The sequence below is a fragment of the Lysinibacillus sp. NPDC056185 genome (genome assembly GCF_047737915.1).
GTDB lineage: Bacteria > Bacillota > Bacilli > Bacillales_A > Planococcaceae > Lysinibacillus.
In genome coordinates this window covers 115,154-139,018 of sequence record NZ_JBLLLQ010000002.1, presented here as the reverse complement: position 1 = coordinate 139,018, position 23,865 = coordinate 115,154, and the positions used below count along the sequence as shown (strand labels likewise).

The window sequence follows — 23,865 nt, the reverse complement described above, 5'->3', positions numbered from 1 at the left end:
TGAAAAGCAGCTATCATGGGAGAAGAAGAAATCATTTTTATGCTAACACTTTTTCGAGCTGATTACCCATGTTAACCCAAGCGTATTTAGCTCCTTCAATCGCTCCTTGACGAGCTTTCGTTGCTTCACTGAATCCGCTTTGATCAAGGTGTAAATGTGTAGTTCCGTCTGATCCTTCTGTCAACGTCCATGTTACAGTAGTTGTTTCTCCGGCGCTTGCCCAAGTGTAAGATAATGTATGAGGTTCTTCCACTTTAAGCACCTCGCAATTGACAATGCCATCCCACCATTCATTTGGCTCAGCTCGGAATTGGAATTTATGCCCTACCACTGGTTTAAAGTCATTTTTCCATATCCATTTTTCAAGAGTGTCTGAATCCGTTAGTGCGTTCCAAACTTTCTCGATTGAACTTGTAAATTGATAATCTAAAGATACATCTGCTTTCATTTTTCTTCCTCCAATAAAAGATTTAATATAGCCATTCTTTCTTTCCAGAATCCTTCGTAATATGATACCCAATCTTGAATTTCCTTCAACGGACTGGCATTCAAACGATACCTCGTTTCTCTACCAACCCTTCGAGCAATTACGAGATCAGCATCTTTAAGGATAGCCAAATGCTTAGAAACTGCTGTACGCCCCATTTGAAAATGAGACGTTAATTCGTGAAGAGGTAATTCTTCCGCATCTGCCAACAAGCGTATTAATTGGCGTCTTGTTGGATCAGCAATAGCAGCATAAATATCACGGTCTTGAGTCTTGTCGCTCAAAATCGCCCTCCCCCTTATGAATTGGACACTAAATGGTGTCTTAATTATATGACACCATTTAGTGTCCAGTCAATTTTTATTTTGCGATATTTGTATTCGTTTTATTCTTCTATCATTAATACAAATAAAATTTGCTGAGCTTGTCCTCCACCGCGTACTTGTATTCAGGATGCTTTTAAAAAAATCTAATGCATTAAATTCAAATCTTAAAAATAAGCTTGGACATATCAGTACTACTTTGGATTGCTTGCTTTTGTTTTATACCCCTGTCCAAACTACCTCTACTTGAAAAAGAAGTATCCACTTTGACGTCCGCGTTTATGGACATGAAAGTAGATACTTCTTTTCCTTTATTATAGCCTTTATTACGTTTTGTATTATTTTCCTTTTCTGCTTCTGGTATGCCTACTGCATTTCCGCAAGAATGCTACAAGAAGTATATTAAATCTCTTCTTTCACTCTTTTATAGATGGTACAACTTTATTTAAAATCTACATCATTTCTTTTTTTAATATTCTCTGTTTTAAATTTCTTCTTTTCAAATTAAGATCTAGCTTTCATGAGAAATATTATATACCTCAAAATTTTCGTCAAAGTATACAACCAAAAGCTGGTCGCTATAATTTTCATCCAGAGAAAAATCAAAAACACAGTCGAGCTGATGCTGTTGATTCGCACTAATCCGAATACATCTCGGTTGCAACACATCAATCAACGCTTCGTTTGTTATTTCCTCAACAGCTACCATACTAAGAGTCTCTAACAAATATTTTTGATAATCTTCATCTTCATCAATTACTTCCGTCACATATTGAATAAAATAAGTAATCACTGTATCAGTATGACAATTAGTTAAAAGTGTAGACTTTGCTTTTTGATACAGTTCAGGAATATGCTCAAGAAATTTCTGTACAATTGCTTGATTGTCATCATTTAAAAAGTCCTCAAAAATATCAAGGCTTGTTACAATCTCTTTACCAGCCAGTGTAATTGTAAAATCTTCAAAAAGCCCTTTATCAACAGGCACGTCTAATTCTCCAAATAATGTAGTGTGAAATTGATAATTTTTCAATGGAATCATCTTCTTTCATTATAAAAATAGAAAATTTGCAGCCATCCATTGCGAATCGAACAGCTCGGCATCTCGTTACTCTAAATACTGGTCAATCGTGCTATAATCCGTCTATTTCTTGTGACTTCAATTTAAAACGCAAGTAAATCATTATACATTATCTGCTGCGTTGCTGTTAATTGTCCATCAGAATACATGATAGCAAAACGCTTCAATGCTAAAAGTGCATTCTTCTTCAAAGCTGAATCTAGTTTCCCAGTAATTTTGATTTGACCAAAAGCTGTTGAATAGGTAATCATGTCACTTTGCATCATATCCATTTCATGCTCTTTTGCCATATCACGCACAGCTTTTTCATCCAATGTGTCAACTGATATATAATGCATTCCCCATATATTCTCTATTAAATGTTTCGGGAAAGTAGCAAAGTCATTGATGCGCTTCTTTCTTATGCCTTCTTCCATTTCATAAAGTGTATCAGACCCTTCATCACTACCAAAAGGTGCTTCTTCATCACCACAATCATAATAAAATTCTTCTGTGAAATGGGCGACAAAACGTGGGTGTGACGTTTTTGGATGTGGGCCATATTCCTCTATATCAAAGTAAAGACAATTATCAAAATCAAATGTAGGATTTTCTTGATAACCTTTTTTTATTTTACTAGCTATTAACTTTTGGGCTTCTTTTTCACAAATTTCTTGTGACTCAAATTCTTTCATATCATACTTCCCGATCGTTCCATTTTTTCCGTAATGCACACATATTGTCATCCCAAAATAATCAATTGTCCAAAATTTATTTGATTTTTCGTCTTGATATGTAAAAGCTTTTTTCATCTAACTGCACATCCTCTCCAGAGCCCTTTGGTCCTGTAAGATTTCCCCATATCGCACTCGTTAATTCAAGAAAAACGAATACCTCCCTCTAATTACCACTCACGCCAATCATCTGTTAACTCATAACGTTCAAGATTCTGACTTTTAGTAAGGTCATCAATATCAAATCCACAACGAATCAGCACTTGGTCAAAATAGTCGCAAAGCTCCTCTCGTTCTTCAGTTTCAATTAATCCGCCTCCACCTACCTCATTAATCTCATTTAGGGCAAGTACTACCGTTTCAATAGATTTCATAATTGCAGGATAGCTATCTGGCTGATTTGGCAGTTTCGCAATGGATGCTGCATACTGCTCTAGCACCATTTCCGTCTGATGAATAAAACTATCTGGAAACAATTCCGCGTAAATACAGTCATCTTTCTCAATCAATCCAGCAGTAAATTCTTCCTCTTCTTCTCTTTTAGCATTGCGCCAGCGTGACGTTGGTCGAATATCTTGCATAGGCCATTCCCCTTTATCTTGAGTTTCTAATTAGTAAAAAATCCCTCTTTAAAAGCCTTTATAATATAGAGTATTGGGTAGCATCGTAACAGTTATTTAAACATAACTCACTACCATTCACGTTCTCTTAATGCGTCTTCAATATCAAGCTTCACGTTGTATACATCCAATATATCAATAACAGTTAATGCAATACTATCTCGTGCAACAGTTTCAATTTCACTGTCATGTTCTAAGAATTCGTCTTCTAAATCATTTATCGCACATGTAATTTCATCAAATTTTACTTGTATATCTTCTAATGAATGGGGACCTTGCTCTAAATAGCGGACAATTTGCTCCAATATACCTTTAATTTTATCTACTAAAAATTTAGGATAATAACTATCTTGATACATACCCTTTAAATAATTGCTTTCTTTCATCTTAAACTCCTCCTTTAACTCTACTATCCTTCAATAATCTCCAAGTAAAACCAGTTCTTTTCCTCCTCTATTAATCCAATATCGCCCTGGAAAATAAATCATGTATCTTTTCATCATTTTCACAAGCTTTTTTAAATCCAACAGCGAATCGCAACAATGCGTCCTTTTCGCTGGCATACGCACAGAACATATCTGCTTCTGGGTCGAAACGTACAATGCCTTCTAGCTCTGGTAACTTCTCTTGCAAATACACATTCGCAAGCGAGCACCAATCGTAGCCGTTACCTTGAAATCCTTCGTCTGCCCGTGTTTCAAACAACTCCTGTTTATAAATGCCTGCTTCTAATAGGAACGAAATATTTCCACTATCATGTTCTAGCCAACTAAAAGGTTTTAGTTCTTCATTCATCATTTGTGCATGTAGACTAGCTAGCTTTTCCGCTGTAAAACTTAATTTCCCCTCTTGACTTACAATTTCCCCCTGCTCTATACGTTCATTTAACCAACTTGAAACAAAGTCTGGGGCATATCCTCCTGTACTGAAACCTTGTGCAAGTGCAATGATATTCTTGTAATCCGCTAAATATTGAGCTTGCGTCACCTTCGAATTAGCACAAGTGTACAACCAAAACTGGATATCATACATCAGCATGGATATCTCATCTGCATGTAAAGCAAAATAGCCTTTGTCCTCTACAATTTGCGTACAAATACCTCGAATAACTGCTTCTATCCGATTTCCCTCTTCAGCTTTCTCACAAAACGACTGTAACAAAGGAGAGAATGGTGCGTGTTTCACCATATACAAATCGTCAAGTTTATCTTGTTCTGATGTATCAAATACTTCCTCATTCACCAATCCGACAATAAAAGTCGCAAAGTTCGGCGCAAGGAAAGTAATATAGTAATCTGCCTCTTGGTCTACATGTACAACAGCAGGTTCACCATCTGCACCACATGCACGATAATCAAGCATAATGACATCATGACCTGCTGACGGGCAATCGGCTATGACAACGCCAATATTTGGGTAGCCCCATTCTTCCAACATAAAACTACTTCCCAAACTGCCACACAAGCTATTAGCCTTTTCGCGACCAATGCCCATAATTCCTGTAATCGCCACATGATTTTCTGCCCATGAAGTCGGCATAGCCGTTGGAAAACAAGTGTTAACTGGCATACCGCCGTTCTGTTGTTGCATAAACCAAATATAATCTGCTGGCAATTTATAGCCAAGTTCCTCTTCTATAGAAGCAATCATTTCAGTAGTGGGGGATACTTCTACATAATTTTTATCCGCATAATCGCTTTTTTCCCAAAATTGACTGAAATCACGCTCATGAAAAGGGACAAGCTTGATATCATCTAGCGCTTCCACTGACTTTTTCATAATATTCCGACAGGCTACTATATACTCTTCAGTTCTAGTATCAAACTGTAATTCCTTCGCTTTTTCAAATGCAGCCAGCGCTTCTTGCCATCTCTGGATATAGAAATAAGCATAGCCAACACGCCAATGCCAATCCGCATCTTGTTGCCCCTGTTTTTTAACTGTGCATAACTGGGACAACGCTTCATGATAACGCCCTAAATTATTAAGCGCACGACCATAATGACCTACTATTTCGTAATCTCGCTCTGACTTAGACAATTGTTCAATCGCTTCTACAATTTTGTCATGTTGATTTTCCTCATACCATTTTTCTAACATATTCAATAATTTTTTTGGCATAATCCCACTCCCTCTCAATCATCTTGTAATTCAGCTAAACAAGTATCTTGTAACTCTTGTGATGTTTGGTTAACAATAATGTCTTCCTCATGAATCACTATATCAATCAACTCTTTTGCTTCCTTTAAAGAACATCCTGATAAGTCTATCAATTCTTTCATAAAAGGCAGATAATAACGTTTTGCAAATTTTTCTCTATATTTATCAGAATCTATTGTTGTGTTGCCAATCGGATAAAACATACTTTCACTTCCTTAGATATTAGCTCTAAAGTGAACCGTTTGCTGTAAGTGCGTTTCATTGTCATAAATAGATGATATTAAGTATTCGTAGTAATCATCTTTGCTATCTTCAACAAGAGTTAGATCTACATTGTACAACCTAACTCTTGTTCCTACACAAATCTTTTCTTCATCTCAAATGTTAATTAAAGGAATCCATTTAGATGTTTCTATCGTGACACCTGTAGCCATTTATTGATTAATTCTACCAAAACTTAAAATTTAGACCAAACGCAAACTATTATAAGTATCTGTCATTTCAAATACATATGATGTTGATAAAAAGAACCTTATAGTTTCGTCGATTTTGCCTATAAAAACTACCAGTACAGTGGTTGTTGAGTATCCCAGAAGATCCAACGGTACGATTCACGTATTGAACTTGTGCCAATCTCATATGGACTTGGCTCTGTACTAGTCAAATCAAGTACATGGAGCGTTCCATTGTATGTACCGACAAGCAATATTGTCTCGTCAGAGTTTAATGCCATGCCACTGATTGTCCCAGATACGAAGTAACGCCAAAGTTCATTCCCCTCCAAATCAATCATTCGCAAATAACCATATGCGTCACCCATGATATTGCCCCCTTGCACTGCAACACCGGCATATACACGCATACTATCATCTATTGAAGGAGGTTCTTCATTATTGTACTGTTCAAGATTATGGAGTGAAATACCTAGCGTAGATCCATTGTAAAAATGACATGCATTGAACCAAACATGCTCATCATTGGCACTGAACAAGCTGTAATGCGGATAACTCGACATCGGTTCAAACGAGTGCATAACATACTTTTCTATATCTAGTAACAAATGCTCGCTGCCTTGACTTCCATAAGCCAGCCACCTGCCGCTTCGCGAAATAGCTCCATGTGGCATCTCTATACTTGCTGTCAAGTCATCATCTTCACTTGCCCACTCCCGTATAGTTCCCGCTGTCGGGTGTAACAAGAGGGCACCTTTTTCCTCAATCAAATAGATGCCGTCACGCGACACCACCAATAACTTCGTGCCATCAGCAAATGGAATGACATCTGCGTTTCGATAGCTTTCTGGCTGTAAGGTCTCTATGTCGGGGTAATTTTCGCGCAATTGGTCGATGATTGTCGCCCATGTGTATGTAGCCAGCAGAGAGCCGTTCAACTCTCGATCAGGCTCGCGTACGATACGAACTCCTTGCTCATCCATCAAAGCAATGTCGCGTCCATCCGCAGAACAACTTGCCGCATGTACATGCTCGATACGGTTTGCTTCCTGTTTATCCATCAAATAGACAGTGCGTGATAAATCTTCATTTTGCGCTGCAACAAGTAATGCACCATCACGTAAAAGCGCAATTGGATAAACAGCTCGCATCAGTTGGCTGTGCGTTTCCTGAAATGGCCAAGAAGCAGCTGGAAACTGTTCACGGAGCGTTTCTAGTTCCTTTGTTCTATTCGCCTGTTTAATAAACTTGTACACTTGCGAAGCTATTTGTCCACGTGAATCTTCAGACGGCTCCTCTCCTGGTGCCTCCCAGTTGTTTTCTAATCCTCTGCGCACGTAGGCATTAATCTCACTTGCATAACGTACCCCCTCTTCTCGCCATTTCTGGGATAATTGTAAAGTATCATTTGTCATTGTAGTAGTCTCCTTGTTAATTAACTAATCTGATCATGTTTTACGGTTTCTTCATTATTCTGAAAGCATCCTAACCGAATCCAACTAACCTGCTAATGACTATCACATTATAATCGGAGTCAGATGCCCCAGTGCTAAGGAGCATAAGCTTTATTCTTCTGGAATATTTTCATATAGAAAGATGCCCCTCGGAAATAGGGATTGCCTTCGAACTTGCTTTCAAAGTTCAATCGTGTCAATGTGTTTAACAGGTTGTATAGTTGGTTCAATAATTGAACGATATTTCTCGAATTCTTGTGGGAACGTAATGTCATAAAACGAGCTCCTCGATTCAAGTTAAGTCTATTATAGAACAAACGTTCCTGTTCAGGCTAGTCTAAAATACAAAAGGAGATGTCTGAAAAACTCTTTTGAGACATCTCCTTTGCGACGAGGATAGTGACAATTTGCTGCTGACGCTTCGCTTTCGCGTAAAAAGCATCTCCTCCTGCAATTATTCGTCGTAGAAAACATCTATTGTAACTACCGCAATAGCGGTGTTTTCCTGTACCGAAAGGACAGTGAAAGGTACAATGGTTCTTGGCGAATATTTTAGATACATGAATAAGGCTCCTTTTCTAAAAGACACAAGATTCCATTTCGCGTCCATTACTCAGGTCAAGAGCCCATAGTCGCAATGCGGCAAACGCTACACCCCAACCATCACTGACATGCACACATTCTTTCTCTAAATCAAGCCACAAACTATGGCTAGATTGCCGGATATCACTGCGCGCCCAGCGGATTGAAACATCTGCAGGCACGGTTTTTCTCATGAAAAAGGACTCTCTTCAACATTGGGTAAATCGCCTCGTTCGTAACTTTCCTTCATTTCAAGAACAAAACTGTTAACTTGGCCCGTCACAAGGAAGCCAACAATCAGCCTTACATCATCGGATGCATAGGCGGCTAGGTCAGAGTGACTAGTCTGTCCAATGATTGTTTCGTAAATTTGCTTACTAGCACGATTCTGAAGCATCTCTATCTTCTTTCGATCCGCCACCAACATACTGTCAATGATAGCTGTCAGGTCGCCATGTGCAGCCATCCATTGTGAATCAAACAGATCGGCATCCCGCTGATCCAGGTACTGATCAATGACATCAGGATCGCCATATTTCGGATTGACTTCATAGGTGGACAACAAATCGATCCAAGCAGTAGTAGGATTAATATCTAACAATGGAATCCTCCTCTTTCTTAATTGTTCAGCAACTCGAAGGTGGTAAACAAATCTGATTTTTTATCAAAAGCAATTGCGATTTTAACTATCTCGGAGCTCTTTTGCTCTCGATTTAAGTAATGCTCTGATTTCATCTATTTTCATCTAAAACATGACAGCTAATAAAAATGACATATTAGCTAGCATCTCCTCAACATTGCACTTCCTACTTTACTGAGAAGTCTTGCTCTTTAAAGAACTAAGGAAAGCTAACCAATTAATAATCTTCCATCCAACCTAGTAATTTTTCTAGCATTTCTTGGATTGGCGCTGATTCTTTTTCAATACGCTGTGCTAGATCCTCCATACTACCAAAAATTTGATATAATACATAGCTACGTTGGTAATCTTCTTTGTTCTCCAGTTGATGTATTAATTCAGCTAGCAATTCCAGTTCATCAACGTGAATTCCTTTTAACTGCTCGAGCTCCCCCTCATTTGCGCTAAGTAAAATGTCAATCAGCACAGGCATCTGTTCCACTGATAGGTCGTGCATGTTAAGAAAAGCTTCTGCATAGTTATTTTGTACAAGCTGGTGCTCTGAATCAACAAGTGACATATAGCTTTGCACAAGGGGAAAATAAGCATCGCTAAAAAGCCCTAGACCAAATACAGCATATGTTCCAGGCATAGCGGATAGCTCGCTAGGCTCCACGTCCTCATACCATGCATATTCCTCCATTGCCACTTTTGCATAGTCGGCAATCAATGGGAACAGGTTTGGATACGCTAGGCAATTTGCAAAAAATTGATGCAGCTCCGTTTTCGCAAGGCCTTGAATCGGTAAATAGTTTTCTTCCTGACTCTCTAACTGTAAGCTATAGCCCTTGACAAAGCCCGCTTGTAACAAATCGATGATGTAATGCAACGCTTCACGATAGGTTTCTTCTTCCTCAACAATGATGTGAATTGAAATGAATTTTCGAATATCATTGGCTGCTCCTTGAAAGCGCGCACTTTTCCTTCTATGTTCAAAATGATCACTGCCATTTTGTAAATAATCCTCCGCCTCTTGTGAACCAAGTTGCTGCGCCAATTCAAGATATTGCTTACGTGTATCAGGTTCTTTAGATCCGATTTGTAATGCAATATAAACAAAGAACTCTAGCTCCTTCTGCTTAGGTCTAGCCGCTGAGTTTAGTATCCATTTCGTTTCATATTCTCCTGTCTCCTCAAAATAAACCGATAAAATATACTCCTCTGCCCAATCTTTAAATGCCGATGTATAATCATATTTCCACTGGTTTAAGCGTTCTTCATTCCCGCTATACTTCTCCAATAACCGTTGCATTATTGGTTCGATATCAGCTACGCGCTGATGGAAAAAATGAGGATTGACTAGGCAACGAGCAAAGAAAAATCCATCTTTCTTAGCAGGACATACAGGTAAATCAGCCATCACTTTTGTTTCAATAAAAGTAGCTAACGTTTGTTTCGCTAATGTGAATTTGTCGTTATTTAGTAGCTCTTTTTGATAGCATATATCACGCCCATCATGCTCAAATTCCAAAATAAGTTGAAGGCGATAATCAAAAAGCTTCGCATGATATTCATCGGATTGGAAAATCGTATCCATTTTGGCACATAAAGCGGAAAATAATTCTTCTATTTGGTTGATGTCTGTAATTTCTTGCATGTAATCGCCCGCTGCTACTTTATAAGCATCATCATGCCAACTAAATGGCTCGTATGTATAAATAGAAATCGTTCCATAATGAGGGGTTCCCCATTGTAATTTATTCAATTTTTCTGATGTCCATTTCACCTTTACATAATGTTTCACCCCTATATGGAGTCGGCTCCAGTCCTTCGTATTACTAATTCGGTCGTTTTCCTGCTGATAAAATCGCTCTAACTGCTGCCATACATCCACCAAAAACTGTTCTATATACTGTGACAAATTCATTTCCCCCCATTTGATTGTTTTGTTCTATCAGTAGTTGATTTCGCGTCACAAAAAGGACAATCGTGATTTCTTAATTATCAAACTAGTACCTAATTTTTTGCACCAAAACCACGACTATCCTTGTTCGTATATTTCAATATCCATCAATTCATCACTAGACGGCAAAGTCAGTGCCCCCTTGGATCGCTATGACTTCTTTTACAAATGCCAACCGTTCCATCTCTTTTCTGTCAATTACTTTTAATGTTGATGAACTAAATCAACGAGTGTTCCTTTCGTTCGGTGTATGATTTTTTCTTCTATTGTCATGACACGAGCTCCTTCAATATTTCCTCAAAACGTTCGCGATATGGCGATAAAATCCGCATAAATTTCGGGTTGGTGAAGTCATTCAAATGGACAATCGCAAAGCATGTATACAGTAATGATCCTACATCTAGATCTTTGTATTCTTCCATACGTTCATTTTGTTCAGGTGAAATCACGGGACAAAGCTCGATAAAGGGCGTTGTCATATATTTTTCAAGCCACTGTAAATTTTCATCCGTATTCATCGCCTGTTCAAAGAAAGGTTCGTATGGAACAGTTGGCACAGTTGCGACAATGTAAGCAAAGATTGGCAATGTTTCAGGTGTTAACCCCCACCTTTCCACATAGGCTTTCGCAAAATATTCAGTCGGTGGTGAATGATCAGCATCGCATATTTCCATATAGTCGATAATGAGCTTGCTATAACTTTTATTGTATAAACCAAGGCCAAAAACGGCAAACGTGCTTGGCATTGCCGCTTCCTCATCCGGAACATCCTCGTAAAAATGATACTCAGCCATCGCTTTGTAGCTATATTCCACTAGCGCAGCATGTAGGTTTGGATAGCTCAACACCTTTGCAAAAAAATGATGGGAAGGTGTGACAGGTAAACGCTCAATTGGCAGCACTAGATCACTTTCCCCTTCATAGGAAATGCTATAGCTTTTCGGGAAATCCTCCTCCAATAAAGCATTTAAATAGAGCATGGCTTCACGGTACGCTTCCTCTGTTTCTTCTTTAATATGAATCAAGATGGTAGCCAGCACATCATTTGCATAACAATAAATAAGGTTGGATTCAGCTCGGCATTTATTTATTGGTAAAGTGCCAGAACCAACTATAAGTAAATGGTTATATGTTTCAATGTCTAATTCCTTAATCGTTCGCAATATTTCCTCAACAGTTAACGATTCAAAGCTTGCACCGTATTTTCTTAAAGTGATTGCGTAGTAGCGAAGTAATGGCATATAGCTCAAAGATTGTTGTTTTTGCGTGAAGCGAGAAAGGCAGTAGCGTTGTGTTTCAAAGCCAAGCTCTTGGCGAAATACGTCTAATAATATAAGTTGTTGATAGTGGCAAAGCACCTCCGTTAATGCGAAGGCATCTAGTGAAAAAGAAGGCGTAATAATACTAGCAGGATAGCTTCCTTCGTCAAGTTTATATTGCTTTGCTAGTAGCTCTTGTTCAAGCTGTAGCCATAACGCTTCGTTTTCTATAAATTGTTTTACTTTCATCCGATTGCCTCCTTTTATCAGCAAAATGGGCATATTTTATATTGATTGTCATATGGATCTGCAATTTCGTCATCTACATGACTAATGCCTAGCCAAACATGCACTTTCGACACCATGAATAACACCCTATCCTCTTCCATTTCTACAATTCTAGTAGTTTCAATAACATTGCAAAATGGCCCATACTTTATCAAAGGCTTTATTTTTACAATCTTGCTCGCGAATCCAGAAATATAGTCTACCACTGTCGCCCCACATATAACCGAGATCATCTTCAGAATCAAGCTGTAATAGCAGTTGCCAATCTTTTACGTTAGGTTCTAACTCCTTGCGCAAAGGATGCTCGTAGCCTGTGGAATCGCCACAATACAAACCGTTCGTCACTAACTCGCATTGTAAGTACATATCACCTTGAATCGTATTAGGATATCCATCAATGCGATGTGCTGTACGTTCTGTTTCATCTCTCCAGAAGAAGTCACCGTAAGCATCTGCCTGTTCTTCCGTTAAAAGAACTGTTAGTTTTTGACCATCAGGCGATTCCCATGACGGCAATGTCCATTCGTTTTTAAAGGATAGCACTGCGCTCTTAATAGACTCCTTTATAGTTGTGGGTTGTTCCGTTCGTTGAAAATTCACTTGCGTAAAGTAGAAAACATGAAAGCCATCTTCATCATTTGGATCATAACCCCAAGGCTGTTCCACTGCATCATAGAAAAAGGATAAAAGCCCCTCTGCAGGCAGTAATTGATTCGAATCAAAAGGCTTTACCTCCGCTAAATTTAACTGGCAAAGAAAATAGAGTGGTTGCCCATTCTTTGTTTGTGGCCACACAAAATCTGTCGGTGTATCAGGTGCTCCCCCTATTTTAGAATGACCTATTCGAATTTCTTCATCCGCAGTTGGCGTCGCTATAGCGCGAATAGAATTTTTAGCGAATTGTAAAATTTGCCCAGTGGCTTCTTCAAGCTCAAAATCAAGTAATGCTGAGCGTAATTTTTCCATATTCGTAGCTCCTTTCTCTATTACCATTCATGTACTTACTTGAAATAATCCTGTGCCAACAAGAAATCATTGTACTTTTACTCCCCATTCTTTTAGCTAGAGTTGTTACACTAGTCCGTCCTGAACAGCCAATTAACAAGGATTATCGCAAGCTGGAAATCGATGCTTTACCGTTTATGCAGATGCTTGAAAATGTCTCCTTCTAATCTATAAAACAAGCATATTTCGCTAATGAAACAAATATTCTCCATGAAATTTTGGTCATTTCTCCGCACTAACTTGTGTAGAAACTCTGGTACATTTTCTCCAGAGCCATGGTCAACTTGCTCCATATTTCACCAATGTAGATTAATCAAAATCGGAATACAGAATGTATTGCTGACATTCTAAGCATTGAAATAGATAACCTTGATGCGAGCCATTATTACGCAAAGTAGCGGCTAGCTCTTCTTTGGTATGAGCATTAAAATGTACAAACTCCTCCGTAATGCCCATCTCCACCAGCTCTTGCCAGCCAACATAACCAATAAATGCGCAATAATCCGTGCAATGTGCTATCCAATCATTTCCTTGCCAACTAATATAGCCAGGTGTGCGATGCAACACTTCATCTGTATAGTCGTCATTCTTCACAAGCTCGGAATTTAATAAATCTTGCTGAAATTGACCATCAAATTTTTGCGCAGCCAGCCCACTATGAATACAGTTTGGACAAAGATATTCAACCTCTTCAATCGCATAAATGCCTTTTGTACAATAAATGCCCACTTCTTGCTCACAGCAGTCGCAAACAACTAAATCACCCGTTTTAAAAATATTCGCTTGTATTGGATTCGGCATATATTTAAATGTTGGTAATGGTATTTTCATCTCTGCTTCCTCCTGAATGACACGTGGCAATAATGGCTTTACATTTTGCGGATTGTCAATCCAATATTTAATCGAGCCGTATTTTCTCTGATCTTTTTTATTGCGTAAATCCATGACGGATGTATAAATTTTGTATGCCTCGTCATACATTTGCAACATGCAGAAAATTTCGATGAGCATGCGAAAATTCACCTCTGTTGGCTCCGCTTTTTGAATTTGCTCCCTTAGCTTATGCATGGCGTTAATTGCTTTGACTTTCTTTGCTCTTGCCATTGCGCAATAAGATTTTCTGTCATTTCTTATCCACCTTTCTACATACGATGTAATGATTTAGAAAATCTCCCCCTCACCACTCACATCAAAAAAACCGACTCCATGTTTTTTTGCAAGCTCCTTCATCGTATGATATGCTTCATCCGCTACAGACCAGGCAAAAGCTGTGTAAATCATGGCATAGCCAATACTATATTCAGTCAAACGACTCTCTAACTCGTCATCTTCATCCGCATCCAATAATTCCTCATCCACCAGATTAATATTGGGGAATTGTTCTACCATATCCTGATACCATTTTTGTAATGCTGGTGTTGTAACTGTTATTGTTACGTAGTCATGTGGTTCAGCCCATTTTGTTTGTTCATCATACCATTGCAAAAATGTTTCTTTATTGTTTGGAGCTTGCTCTTTATCAAAGACCATTAAATCATAACTCATTGTTTTCACCCTCCACAAAAAAAGAATATATGTTCTGTTTTTTATTCTAGCATATTAGCATTTTTTTGAAAACACAGAAAAAAATCAAGATAAAAACACTGCATTTCCAGCTGGAGATGCAGTGGAAAACGAGTCGTAAACAAACAAAAACAGAAGTGAAAGAATATACCTTCTACGTTTGTTCTACTCATATAGTAAACATAGAGGGGCATGCACACGACACAGTATGAGTATAGAGAACATCACAGAAATTGTATTACGAGCATTCAAGCGCAAATAGCACTCCTCGATAATATGACCACCGTCATCAAGGAAATTAATAAACACTACTCTTTTTAATATGCTTGAGCAAACCAAACTGTATGTTTCGCTTCATTTCCACAGCAAATACAAGTCGTTTTCGTAGTTGGTGGGTTAAATGGAATATTACGAGAAGTATATTTTGTCTCTTCTTTCACTTTTTCCTCGCAGGCATCATCTCCACACCATCCAGCAAGAACCCAACCAGGAATAGATCCGTTTTCCTTGGAAATGTTAATATGTTGCTGTAAATCTTTCAGTGTATCAATATTTGTATGGGCGTTTTCATCACGGAATTTACGTGCTTTTTCGAATAAACGACTTTGCATCGTTGTTAGTTCTTCTTCTATTGCCACAACAATGTCGTTCAGGTCAATGGATTGCTTGTCATCTTCATCTCGTGCTTTTAACAATGCCTGGTTTTTCTCTAAGTCACGTGGTCCTAATTCAACACGAACTGGTACACCTTTTAATTCCCATTCATTAAATTTGAAGCCTGGTGATTGGTCGGAGTCATCAAGACGTACTCGAATTCCCTTCTTCTTAAGAATTGCAAAGATGTCATCTAGTTTCTCCATAATTTCAGGGTTCTTTTTCCATGGACCTACAGGGATTAAGACAACTTGGGTCGGTGCAATTCGTGGCGGCAAAATTAGACCCTGCTCATCACCATGAACCATAATTACTGAACCAATTAAACGTGTAGAAGTCCCCCAGGATGTTGTGTGTACATATTCATGCTGATTAGCTTTATTTAAATATTTAATATCAAAGGCTTCAGCGAACTTTGTACCTAAATAGTGAGAGGTACCAGCTTGTACGGCCTTGCCATTTTTCATCATTGCTTCAATAGAAAATGTATCGACCGCCCCTGCAAAACGTTCTGAAGGTGTTTTTTGTCCATCATAGACAGGAATGGCAAGTAAACCTTCTACTACCTCCTTATAGATAGCCAACATTTGCATTGTTTCTTTTCGTGCATCCTCTTCATCAATATGTGCTGTATGACCCTCCTGCCACAAAAATTCAGATGTTCGAATGAATGGGAGTGTTTTCTTCTCCCAACGAAAAACATTTGCCCATTGGTTAATTAAGACCGGCAAATCACGGTAACTTTTGATCCAATTCGAATAGAGATGGCCAATCATCGTTTCAGAAGTTGGACGAAGTGCTAAACGTTCTTCTAATTTCTCGCCTGCTGCCTCCGTTACCCAAGGAAGCTCAGGTGAGAAACCTTCGATATGATCTTTTTCTTTTTGGAAGAAGGATTCAGGAATTAACATAGGGAAATAAGCGTTGCGATGACCTGTTTCTTTAAAACGACGGTCCATCTCTTCTTGAATATGTTCCCAAATTTCATAGCCGTCTGGTTTAAATGCGATACAGCCGCGAACTGGTGTATAATCCATTAAGTCTGCCTTTTGGATTGTCTCGATGTACCATTTTGAAAAATCATTTTGTTGTGTTGTCATTTTCTCTCCTCCATTTTTGTAACTTTACCTACTGAAAAAATAAAAAGCACAAAGCTGTCCTCTAAATAAGGACGTCTTTGTGCCGACTAAACGTGGTACCACCTTGAATTTAGTTTTAAGAAAACCTTAAAACCCTCTAACGTTTTGTAACGAAAACGACTCGGTTATGTTTGCATAACATCTCCGTGGTAGGTTTCAGATAAGAAGCGGTGATATAGCTCTCAGCAATTGCTATATTCTCTGTTTCACTATTCTTACTTACTTGGCCACATCAACAATTTATATTTTATATAACTTTAGCAAAACAGTTGAATGATTTCAAATATTAAAACGATTATTTTTCGGGAAATATCAGAAAATTGACTTTACATACTAGTGACCAAATTGTTTCTAACTAGTAAAAATTCACTGTCTCTGAAAAAAGAAATATAGTAAAAGTCGCTACTCCTTTGCTCTTTCGGTATTCGTTGTAAAGTTGCTTTTCATAATAAAATAACCATAAACACTTAGAGGATCTTGTCCTAAATTTAGGTCAAGATCCTCCATATTGTCTACATGTAACTTTCTACTATCAGTTTCGTAAAGTCCTTTACCGATAATGGCTTACTGAAATAATAGCCCTGTACGTACTCGCAGCCATGTTCACGCAGCACATTTAATTCTGCCTCTTCCTCGACACCTTCAGCCACTACTTGCAGATTTAAGGCATGCGCCAGTGAGATCATAGCTGAAATCATAGCAATACCTGATTTTTCAGGCACAATATCACGGACGAATGCACGATCGATTTTCAAAACATCTACCGGGAAAGTTTTTAAATAATTTAACGATGAATAACCAGTACCGAAATCATCTAATGAAATCGTAATACCAAGTGCCCTTAATTGCTTGATTGTATTAATTAAGTCCTCCGTATAATCCAGCATACTCATTTCTGTTATTTCGATTTCTAAAAACTGCGGATCAATTTTTGTTTCTGCAATAACTTCATGTACCATTTCGACAAAGCCTGTTGTACTAATATGAATCGGAGAAATGTTAACGGCAACACGTAAGTTTATATTATGTACTTCATTCCAAGTGCGTACCTGGGCAGATGCTTTTCTTAACACCCAAACCCCTATATCATTAATGAGCCCACATTGCTCAGCAAATGGAATAAAGCGATCTGGTGGCATATGACCTAGTTCAGGGTCATGCCAGCGAAGTAATGCCTCCATGCCAATCACTGTATTCGTTTTTAAATTGATTTTTGGTTGATAATGTAATTCTAAAATATCTTTTTTTAACGCTTGATGTAACTTTGTTTCGAGTAATAACCATTTATCGTTGATTTCCTCCATATTTGGACGATATAAGCGATATTGATTACCACGTGAAGATTTTGCAGCATACATGGCGATATCTGCATTTTTCAATAATTCCTCAGGAGAGTTCGCATGATCTGGGAAAATACTAATTCCTATACTAATACTTGCGTAAAATTCATACGAATCAACAACAAAACTCTCATTAAAGACGCTGATTATTTCCTCAGCCTTGTCCTCAATATAGTCAACGTCGTTTAGTATAATAACAAATTCATCACTGTTGTGGCGGTAAATAGAATTTGATGTATAATCAACGTTGCGTAGACGATTCGCCATTTCTACTAAGAACATATCCCCGATGATATGACCAAGTCCATCGTTAATGTTTTTAAAACGATTTACATCAATGAAAAATAACGCAAACTTCTCTCCTGTACGTCGAGATTGATGGAATTCATTTTCTAAACGTTGTTCTAACTTACGACGATTGGGTAGTCCTGTTAATTCATCATGATAAGCAATATGAGTTATCTTTTTTATATCCTTTTGTGCGGTAATATCGACCCTTATAGCAATATATTGATACGGTTTACCATTGTCATCAAGAAAAGGAAAAATCGTTGTCTTCACCCAGTAAAGACTGCCATCCTTCGCTCGATTACACACCTCGCCATTCCACATTTCACCCTTGCCTATAGTTTTCCACATCTCTCTAAAAAAGGATCTTGGATGGAAACCTGAATTGAGTAAACGGTGATCCTGCCCTAATAATTCTTCACGGGTGTATTTAGATATTTTGCAAAAATGATCATTAACAAACGTAATTTTCCCAGTTCGATCTGTAATTGCTACAATGATTGAACTATTCATTACTGAAAAAATATCTTGTAATTCTTTCAGACTATAGTTAACTTGATTGATACTATCAGGCGTGATATTCATCATTTTCATTCTCCGTTCATTAGAAGGGTTTAGTACTTTTGTTTTATATTTCTACGAGGTATAAAGTTATGGGATATCGCCCTTTTTTATGTAATTATATTATAGTCTTAGAAAAGCAGTTAATTCAACCTAAATATCCAAACATTCAAATCTACATTTGATGGTTTTCAATAAAATAGCCCCTAATAATAAGGTCTTTTAACTTACTTAATACCATAGTTTTTGATTACTTTAATTACCTTAGTGCTATTCATATGTTATTTTTAACCTAGTTACTTTAGAATATATGAATCTTCTGTAATTTTACTACACTTGAATAATTTCTTCATTTATGATATGAATCAAAAATGCCTTACTGTCACATATAGACAGTAAAGCATTTTACAAGCTAAGAGACTTCATATTGTATTTGACCTCCCAATGTTTTAGCTCTTTCATTGTAGGCATCTAGTTGTTCCTGAGATAAGTTTAAAATATAATAGTGAAAATTTATTGGCTCTAAACCATGTTTCTCACACACTTGTCGATAAAAATCATAGCCTTCTCGATAATCTGTCATACTAATATCTTCCTTTCAATTGTGTAGTTTCGTTATAATATTCTAATTGTACTTGTGATAATTGAGTGACATATCTTGTTATATAACAGTATTATATTTTCATTAATAATATATAACAGATAGTATGCTGTGTCAATAAATTTTCTGATATTTCTTTCAAATATACGAAAGCCCAGTCCATTTAAATTAGTATGGCTGGGCTTTTCATAAAATATTCACGTCGGCTTCCGTAATAACCACATCCTTTAATGACAAACCATTAAATTCCTAATTGTTTGGCTTGCATATTATAAGCTGAAAGTTGTTGCTGTGATAACTGTAGCAAATAATAGCGGAATGAAATTGGTTCAAGACCATAACGCTCACACATCTCACAATAAAATTCATACCCATCACGATACTTTGACATTAGAATTCCTCCTAGACCAAACTGTTTTATAACAGTTGTTTTTATTTTTATTTAATATATAACAGATGGTTTGTTTCGTCAAGCTTTACAATAAAAAAACCTTGAAGATTTAATTCCACGACACAACAAAAGCCATTATTTTGAAAAAAGTTGGATCAAAACAATGGCTCTCGTCATTATAGAATATTAAAGTCTTTCGGGAAGTAACGCTACCTTTACTTTTAGTTTTATGTCTACCGGAGTCTCTTCCTCTTCTACAAAGAAGCTCCTTTGGGAAATCTTTTAAATACCTTTTCAAAACTTTCGTTACTTTTTAAAACACCTTCTACAGATTTTGTATTTGTTGATGGTGCTCTTTACTCATTAATTTTATAATCCATTACTTCACAAATCCTATTTGCTTCATTTGTTCACTTATATTCAATTCTGGGAAGTAATTTTCAGCCAGTATTAGTACTTCTTCAATTAATACTTCCAATTCATGCAGACCTTGTTCTGGGTTTCTTAACAAAATATTGGTCATTCGATCATAGAGATTTTTAGGTTTGATTCTCATTTGTTCAATACTATATTGCATCCACTTAAATGCAGGGTGATGCACATACATTTTATTCATACCGAACAAAACACCAAGCAACTTCTTTTGTACTTCACAAATTACATCATAAAGCATAAGCCAATCTTTTCGTTTTAATAGGGCTTTTCGGTTATTCCATCGATTTCCTAACCAAAGATTTTCGGAAATCATATGTTTAGAAAGCTCTAAAGGATATTCTACTACTCTATTTTTCAACTCTCTAATTTTTTCATTTCCGTATAAACTCACTCCATCATAAATTGAAGCTACAATACATTGTTTGTCATAGTCAGTTTCGTACTTCTCCACCACATTTGAGATAAAACGTTCAACTGTTGAGGATAAAAAGTTGCTTATTTCTAATTTAATTCCTTCTTTCATTAGATAGGATTCAGACCACTCTTCCTCCTCATAAGGATGATACGCCAAAATGGTTCCGCCAATTTTTTTAATAGGGAACTTTCGATCTTCCTCTTCTGGCGGTGTTGACCACAAAATGTGCAATTCAATGTCTGAATTTTCATCCTGTAAGTTTCTTGATACCGATCCTGCCAGTATTATAGCTTCGATTTTCGGGTTTTGCATATAAACCTCTGCCATATCTTTTGATTTCTGTAATAAGAACATTTGCATCCTCCTATATAATTGTAAAAACTAATTCATCAAGCATTAATCATATAAACTAAAGTATTTGTTTCCTAAATAACTTAATGTTCTTTCTTTATTTACCTGAACAACAACTTCAAGAAAAAATACTATCAATTATGCCTCGGCATAATTGTGTCCAGAATCGGCTTGATGCTTATGCCTGCAATTGTTTATTGTGCGAAAGCGCAACGGCAGCAACACGGTTTTATCTGTGCGAAAGCGCAGCGGCAGCAACAACAACAACTACATGAGGGCCATCACGATGTCAGACATTTCGGTCATGCCACAGGACATGGCGTTCTTAGACTGAGTTCCTCTATTTCGACGGGTGTTTGGACATCCGCTGAAAAAAGTTTAAAAAGCCCAATTTCTCAATATTAATATCGAGAAATTAGACCTTTCACCATATATTTTTCAATAATCGGATTATCATTCTAGGGATAAATATAAAAATGTTCCAGATTATTTCTGATGCAATTGAATTGTTAATGTCTCTAATAATTTCTTTAATATAATGTCGCGCTTTTCTTTTTTTCATTCTTTGTACTGTGTCTCCAGGAAGTTCATTAGTGTTCAACTTTTAAAAATGCTTTGATTTCTTTGATTTGTTCAATATGTCGTTGTTCATGAAAATGAATTTGTTCTACCCATTGATCAAGGGGCAATTCACCAATAGCAGGATGCTTCACGGATTTTTCCGCTAATATGGATGGGTCTTCGATTGTATTAAGGAAAGTTGTTAATTTTTTCCTTGAATCGTCTAGCAACTCAATGATTTGCTGAACTGTAAAAAAGTCTTCAGCTGGTTCAACAATTTTTGGTGCTGAAATTTTCTTTGTTCTATCTACGATAAGTTGAACATTTTTACGTTCCGTTTGCTTATTATCTTCTTGTTTCAATCCCCATGCAATCGCTTTTACAGAAGACTCCTCCACTAAAGCTAAGTGATGGCAAACCTGGGCGATACTCCAACTGTTTGCATCAGGCTTTGCATTCAACTGAGTATCACTTAATACTTTAATCTCCTCTAGTAAGTTATTTCTTGTTTCGCATAGACGGTCGTTAATTAATTGATTCATAAGCTACTCCCCTTATCAAACGATTTTTGATTCCTATTCTGTATATGTTCTATACAATATAAAATATTCTATTTGATTAATAAGATTTCCTTTAATATTTTGGAAAGTTGTCATCAATTATGCCTCTGTATAAGCGTTCTTAAACTGAGATTCTCTATTTCAGCGAATGAAAATTATCTTGCTCGAACAATATTAAACGGGTTATTTTCGAGTACATGTTGCAACTCTTCATCTTCAATATGTGTATAGATTTGCGTTGTTGCTACACTTGAATGGCCCAGTATATGCTGGAGACTTCGAATATCTGCCCCTGATTTATACATCATTGTTGCGGAAGTATGACGTAACTTATGTGGCGTCAGTCGTTCTTTTTGAAGCCCGGATTGCTGATTAATTTGTTTAACGATTTTTGCAACGGTTTGACGGGTGAAGCGTGTTCCCTTTTGTGAGACGAAAAGAGGCTCTTCTTCCATCCCTTTAAAGGCCGTCTTTCCGCTATTTTCATAGTCTGCAAGTGCCTGGATGCAGCTATCATTCAAATAAACTGTCCGCTCTTTATTCCCTTTACCAACAACCGTTAAGTAGCGACCTTGTATAGATGACCTATTGAGCTGACAAAGCTCTGTCACACGAATCCCTAAATTTAAGAAAAACATCATCATACAATAATTCCTTGGTGAAGCACGATTTGGCTGGATGCCATCGATAAATTGCGTGGCTTCCTCGATGTTCATATAGATAGGTTTTTTCCGTCCTATTTTTGGCGTTTCTAGTTCATCTGCCGGATTTTCCTCTAGTAAACGTCGTTTTCCTTTTAAATATTTAAAAAATGACTTCAATGTTGCTACTTTACGAGCTCTTGCAGATGCTGAATTCCCTCGCTGGACCTCGCAATATTCCATAAATAAATAAAGATCCTCTAGTGTCATTTCACGAATTTCTTCTATTGAAATAGTAGAAATATCTATTTTCGTTAAATCTGAACTATCATGATCATTTTGAATGGCTATGTAAAAACGAAAGAATAATGTCAAATCATATTCGTATTCTTTTCTTGTGCGGTGAGACTTCCCTTTAATCGTCGTTAAATAAACAAGGAAATCTCTCATTATTTTTGGTAGCTTCGGCTTTTCCATAAAATCACCTCTATTTTTTCTATTTTACCACGAAAAAACGTTCCCAAATATAAATTTGGGAACTTTATGGTGAAAAACAAGCTCTTTTTTTACAATCCAGAACAAACGTTCTACTAATAAGCAAAAAAAGATGATTCCCTTTAGAAAGAAAATCACCTTTTTTAAAAGTTTTTATGAAAGTTTCATTTTTTAGGCATAAAACACGAAAAAAATGAATATTTAAATCTAGTGAGTTAAATGCTCTGAGACGATTCGAAAAATAAAAAGACGGATAACTATACGTGTCGATTCTTCTCACAACGTGCATGGTATTATTTGGATTTTTGTCGATTTCCGTATGAAAAACCGTTACTTTACAAAAATACTATACGTCCCATCTACTTGTTTTGCTAGAGACCAGTTTGTTGATAGCATATGTTGAAGCTTAGCAATAACCTCCTCATTACAAGTTAAATGTTGGATTCCTGTTTCTAACAATTGATAATCGTTTCCTTCTTCTAATTGGAAACGAAGATACATTAAACGTTTAATGCCTGGCAAAGTTACATATTTGATACTGTAGTTACCATGCAGAGCGTCTAAAAATAATTGTTCCCCTTCTTGGTAAAGTGCCATTGTTTCGGAAAATTCATAGTTTGGTACTTTTTTCTGCCAAACTGATACATCCCCTGTTTGCAATGTACGTACAATCTCCTCATCAGTAAAATCTAATTTTGAAAGCTTGTCTAGCTCATAAGCTTGCATTAAATTAATGGTTGTCATTTTATAAACTCCTTTTATATGTATTTATCTTCATTCCTCTAAAAGTGATGAGATGAATGCAAATGTGGTTCCATGTCAATTGGTACCCATTTACTACAATTTTGCCAAGGCGAAATTGAT

General features: G+C 37.0%; 24 protein-coding genes and 1 other annotated feature. All 24 genes read right to left on the bottom strand.

What is annotated here, in order from left to right; all coding sequences use genetic code 11:
- Positions 1 to 37 precede the first annotated feature (37 nt).
- The 24 genes from ACMZ42_RS03115 to ACMZ42_RS03000 all read right to left on the bottom strand — a co-directional run bounded on the left by ACMZ42_RS03115 (position 38) and on the right by ACMZ42_RS03000 (position 23,745).
- Positions 38 to 448, bottom strand: a complete 411-nt coding sequence (locus ACMZ42_RS03115) for an SRPBCC family protein (RefSeq protein ID WP_415730527.1) — start codon at positions 446 to 448, stop codon at positions 38 to 40.
- Positions 445 to 771 carry an ArsR/SmtB family transcription factor gene (locus ACMZ42_RS03110; RefSeq protein WP_415730526.1) on the bottom strand — a complete coding sequence of 109 codons (327 nt, stop codon included), beginning with the start codon at positions 769 to 771 and terminating at the stop codon, positions 445 to 447. Before ACMZ42_RS03110 ends, ACMZ42_RS03115 begins: the two co-directional genes overlap by 4 nt.
- A gap of 550 nt (positions 772 to 1,321) precedes the next feature.
- A complete protein-coding gene (locus ACMZ42_RS03105; protein WP_415730525.1) occupies positions 1,322 to 1,843 on the bottom strand; it encodes a hypothetical protein in 522 nt (173 codons plus the stop codon).
- 131 nt (positions 1,844 to 1,974) lie between these two features.
- A complete protein-coding gene (locus tag ACMZ42_RS03100) occupies positions 1,975 to 2,682 on the bottom strand; it encodes a WGR domain-containing protein (protein ID WP_415730524.1) in 708 nt (235 codons plus the stop codon).
- Positions 2,683 to 2,774: 92 nt separating this feature from the next.
- Positions 2,775 to 3,185 (bottom strand): hypothetical protein, encoded by a 411-nt coding sequence (locus ACMZ42_RS03095; RefSeq protein ID WP_415730523.1) that lies wholly within the window; start codon positions 3,183 to 3,185, stop codon positions 2,775 to 2,777.
- A 110-nt stretch (positions 3,186 to 3,295) separates the two neighbouring features.
- Positions 3,296 to 3,610, bottom strand: coding sequence for a DUF5713 family protein (locus tag ACMZ42_RS03090; RefSeq protein ID WP_415730522.1), 315 nt, complete (start codon positions 3,608 to 3,610; stop codon positions 3,296 to 3,298).
- A 70-nt stretch (positions 3,611 to 3,680) separates the two neighbouring features.
- Positions 3,681 to 5,345 (bottom strand): Imm51 family immunity protein, encoded by a 1,665-nt coding sequence (locus ACMZ42_RS03085; protein ID WP_415730521.1) that lies wholly within the window; start codon positions 5,343 to 5,345, stop codon positions 3,681 to 3,683.
- A 14-nt stretch (positions 5,346 to 5,359) separates the two neighbouring features.
- On the bottom strand, positions 5,360 to 5,587 hold the full coding sequence (locus tag ACMZ42_RS03080) for a hypothetical protein (RefSeq protein WP_370083451.1): 228 nt from the start codon (positions 5,585 to 5,587) through the stop codon (positions 5,360 to 5,362).
- A gap of 359 nt (positions 5,588 to 5,946) precedes the next feature.
- Positions 5,947 to 7,251, bottom strand: a complete 1,305-nt coding sequence (locus tag ACMZ42_RS03075; RefSeq protein ID WP_415730520.1) for a PQQ-binding-like beta-propeller repeat protein — start codon at positions 7,249 to 7,251, stop codon at positions 5,947 to 5,949.
- A gap of 617 nt (positions 7,252 to 7,868) precedes the next feature.
- Positions 7,869 to 8,066 carry a hypothetical protein gene (locus ACMZ42_RS03070; RefSeq protein WP_415730519.1) on the bottom strand — a complete coding sequence of 66 codons (198 nt, stop codon included), beginning with the start codon at positions 8,064 to 8,066 and terminating at the stop codon, positions 7,869 to 7,871.
- Complete coding sequence (locus ACMZ42_RS03065; protein WP_370083448.1) at positions 8,063 to 8,473, bottom strand: hypothetical protein; 411 nt, start codon at positions 8,471 to 8,473, stop codon at positions 8,063 to 8,065. The genes ACMZ42_RS03070 and ACMZ42_RS03065 overlap by 4 nt, the downstream gene beginning before the upstream one ends.
- A 256-nt stretch (positions 8,474 to 8,729) precedes the next feature.
- Complete coding sequence (locus ACMZ42_RS03060) at positions 8,730 to 10,412, bottom strand: DUF6138 family protein (protein ID WP_415730518.1); 1,683 nt, start codon at positions 10,410 to 10,412, stop codon at positions 8,730 to 8,732.
- A 311-nt stretch (positions 10,413 to 10,723) separates the two neighbouring features.
- On the bottom strand, positions 10,724 to 11,962 hold the full coding sequence (locus ACMZ42_RS03055; RefSeq protein ID WP_415730516.1) for a DUF6138 family protein: 1,239 nt from the start codon (positions 11,960 to 11,962) through the stop codon (positions 10,724 to 10,726).
- Between the two features lie 159 nt (positions 11,963 to 12,121).
- A complete protein-coding gene (locus ACMZ42_RS03050) occupies positions 12,122 to 12,967 on the bottom strand; it encodes a YwqG family protein (protein WP_415730514.1) in 846 nt (281 codons plus the stop codon).
- A gap of 348 nt (positions 12,968 to 13,315) precedes the next feature.
- Positions 13,316 to 14,017, bottom strand: a complete 702-nt coding sequence (locus ACMZ42_RS03045) for a CbrC family protein (protein ID WP_415730513.1) — start codon at positions 14,015 to 14,017, stop codon at positions 13,316 to 13,318.
- Between the two features lie 150 nt (positions 14,018 to 14,167).
- Entirely contained in the window at positions 14,168 to 14,551 is a 384-nt protein-coding gene (locus ACMZ42_RS03040; protein ID WP_370083442.1) for a hypothetical protein, read from the bottom strand.
- Positions 14,552 to 14,886: 335 nt separating this feature from the next.
- Positions 14,887 to 16,323, bottom strand: a complete 1,437-nt coding sequence (proS, locus tag ACMZ42_RS03035; RefSeq protein WP_415730512.1) for a proline--tRNA ligase — start codon at positions 16,321 to 16,323, stop codon at positions 14,887 to 14,889.
- A gap of 64 nt (positions 16,324 to 16,387) precedes the next feature.
- Positions 16,388 to 16,607 (bottom strand) — a binding site (T-box leader).
- A gap of 267 nt (positions 16,608 to 16,874) precedes the next feature.
- Positions 16,875 to 18,578, bottom strand: coding sequence for a putative bifunctional diguanylate cyclase/phosphodiesterase (locus ACMZ42_RS03030; RefSeq protein ID WP_370083440.1), 1,704 nt, complete (start codon positions 18,576 to 18,578; stop codon positions 16,875 to 16,877).
- A 385-nt stretch (positions 18,579 to 18,963) separates the two neighbouring features.
- Positions 18,964 to 19,134 carry a transcriptional regulator gene (locus ACMZ42_RS03025; protein WP_370083439.1) on the bottom strand — a complete coding sequence of 57 codons (171 nt, stop codon included), beginning with the start codon at positions 19,132 to 19,134 and terminating at the stop codon, positions 18,964 to 18,966.
- Between the two features lie 259 nt (positions 19,135 to 19,393).
- Positions 19,394 to 19,543, bottom strand: coding sequence for a hypothetical protein (locus ACMZ42_RS03020; RefSeq protein ID WP_049665318.1), 150 nt, complete (start codon positions 19,541 to 19,543; stop codon positions 19,394 to 19,396).
- 379 nt (positions 19,544 to 19,922) lie between these two features.
- Complete coding sequence (locus ACMZ42_RS03015; RefSeq protein WP_402871632.1) at positions 19,923 to 20,747, bottom strand: DUF4037 domain-containing protein; 825 nt, start codon at positions 20,745 to 20,747, stop codon at positions 19,923 to 19,925.
- 587 nt (positions 20,748 to 21,334) lie between these two features.
- Complete coding sequence (locus tag ACMZ42_RS03010) at positions 21,335 to 21,847, bottom strand: DinB family protein (protein WP_415730510.1); 513 nt, start codon at positions 21,845 to 21,847, stop codon at positions 21,335 to 21,337.
- 173 nt (positions 21,848 to 22,020) lie between these two features.
- A complete protein-coding gene (locus tag ACMZ42_RS03005; RefSeq protein ID WP_415730509.1) occupies positions 22,021 to 22,983 on the bottom strand; it encodes a tyrosine recombinase XerC in 963 nt (320 codons plus the stop codon).
- Positions 22,984 to 23,331: 348 nt separating this feature from the next.
- Entirely contained in the window at positions 23,332 to 23,745 is a 414-nt protein-coding gene (locus tag ACMZ42_RS03000; protein ID WP_415730508.1) for a hypothetical protein, read from the bottom strand.
- Positions 23,746 to 23,865 lie beyond the last annotated feature (120 nt).

Coding starts and splice junctions, on each gene's coding strand:
- ACMZ42_RS03095 (WP_415730523.1), bottom strand. CDS start 3,185: ATGCAAGATATTCGACCAACGTCACGCTGGCGCAATGCTAAAAGAGAA.
- ACMZ42_RS03005 (WP_415730509.1), bottom strand. CDS start 22,983: ATGGAAAAGCCGAAGCTACCAAAAATAATGAGAGATTTCCTTGTTTAT.
- proS (WP_415730512.1), bottom strand. CDS start 16,323: ATGACAACACAACAAAATGATTTTTCAAAATGGTACATCGAGACAATC.
- ACMZ42_RS03100 (WP_415730524.1), bottom strand. CDS start 2,682: ATGAAAAAAGCTTTTACATATCAAGACGAAAAATCAAATAAATTTTGG.
- ACMZ42_RS03085 (WP_415730521.1), bottom strand. CDS start 5,345: ATGCCAAAAAAATTATTGAATATGTTAGAAAAATGGTATGAGGAAAAT.
- ACMZ42_RS03080 (WP_370083451.1), bottom strand. CDS start 5,587: ATGTTTTATCCGATTGGCAACACAACAATAGATTCTGATAAATATAGA.
- ACMZ42_RS03075 (WP_415730520.1), bottom strand. CDS start 7,251: ATGACAAATGATACTTTACAATTATCCCAGAAATGGCGAGAAGAGGGG.
- ACMZ42_RS03055 (WP_415730516.1), bottom strand. CDS start 11,962: ATGAAAGTAAAACAATTTATAGAAAACGAAGCGTTATGGCTACAGCTT.
- ACMZ42_RS03050 (WP_415730514.1), bottom strand. CDS start 12,967: ATGGAAAAATTACGCTCAGCATTACTTGATTTTGAGCTTGAAGAAGCC.
- ACMZ42_RS03010 (WP_415730510.1), bottom strand. CDS start 21,847: ATGAATCAATTAATTAACGACCGTCTATGCGAAACAAGAAATAACTTA.
- ACMZ42_RS03015 (WP_402871632.1), bottom strand. CDS start 20,747: ATGTTCTTATTACAGAAATCAAAAGATATGGCAGAGGTTTATATGCAA.
- ACMZ42_RS03040 (WP_370083442.1), bottom strand. CDS start 14,551: ATGAGTTATGATTTAATGGTCTTTGATAAAGAGCAAGCTCCAAACAAT.
- ACMZ42_RS03025 (WP_370083439.1), bottom strand. CDS start 19,134: ATGACAGATTATCGAGAAGGCTATGATTTTTATCGACAAGTGTGTGAG.
- ACMZ42_RS03000 (WP_415730508.1), bottom strand. CDS start 23,745: ATGACAACCATTAATTTAATGCAAGCTTATGAGCTAGACAAGCTTTCA.
- ACMZ42_RS03030 (WP_370083440.1), bottom strand. CDS start 18,578: ATGATGAATATCACGCCTGATAGTATCAATCAAGTTAACTATAGTCTG.
- ACMZ42_RS03020 (WP_049665318.1), bottom strand. CDS start 19,543: ATGTCAAAGTATCGTGATGGGTATGAATTTTATTGTGAGATGTGTGAG.
- ACMZ42_RS03070 (WP_415730519.1), bottom strand. CDS start 8,066: ATGAGAAAAACCGTGCCTGCAGATGTTTCAATCCGCTGGGCGCGCAGT.
- ACMZ42_RS03115 (WP_415730527.1), bottom strand. CDS start 448: ATGAAAGCAGATGTATCTTTAGATTATCAATTTACAAGTTCAATCGAG.
- ACMZ42_RS03045 (WP_415730513.1), bottom strand. CDS start 14,017: ATGCTCATCGAAATTTTCTGCATGTTGCAAATGTATGACGAGGCATAC.
- ACMZ42_RS03090 (WP_415730522.1), bottom strand. CDS start 3,610: ATGAAAGAAAGCAATTATTTAAAGGGTATGTATCAAGATAGTTATTAT.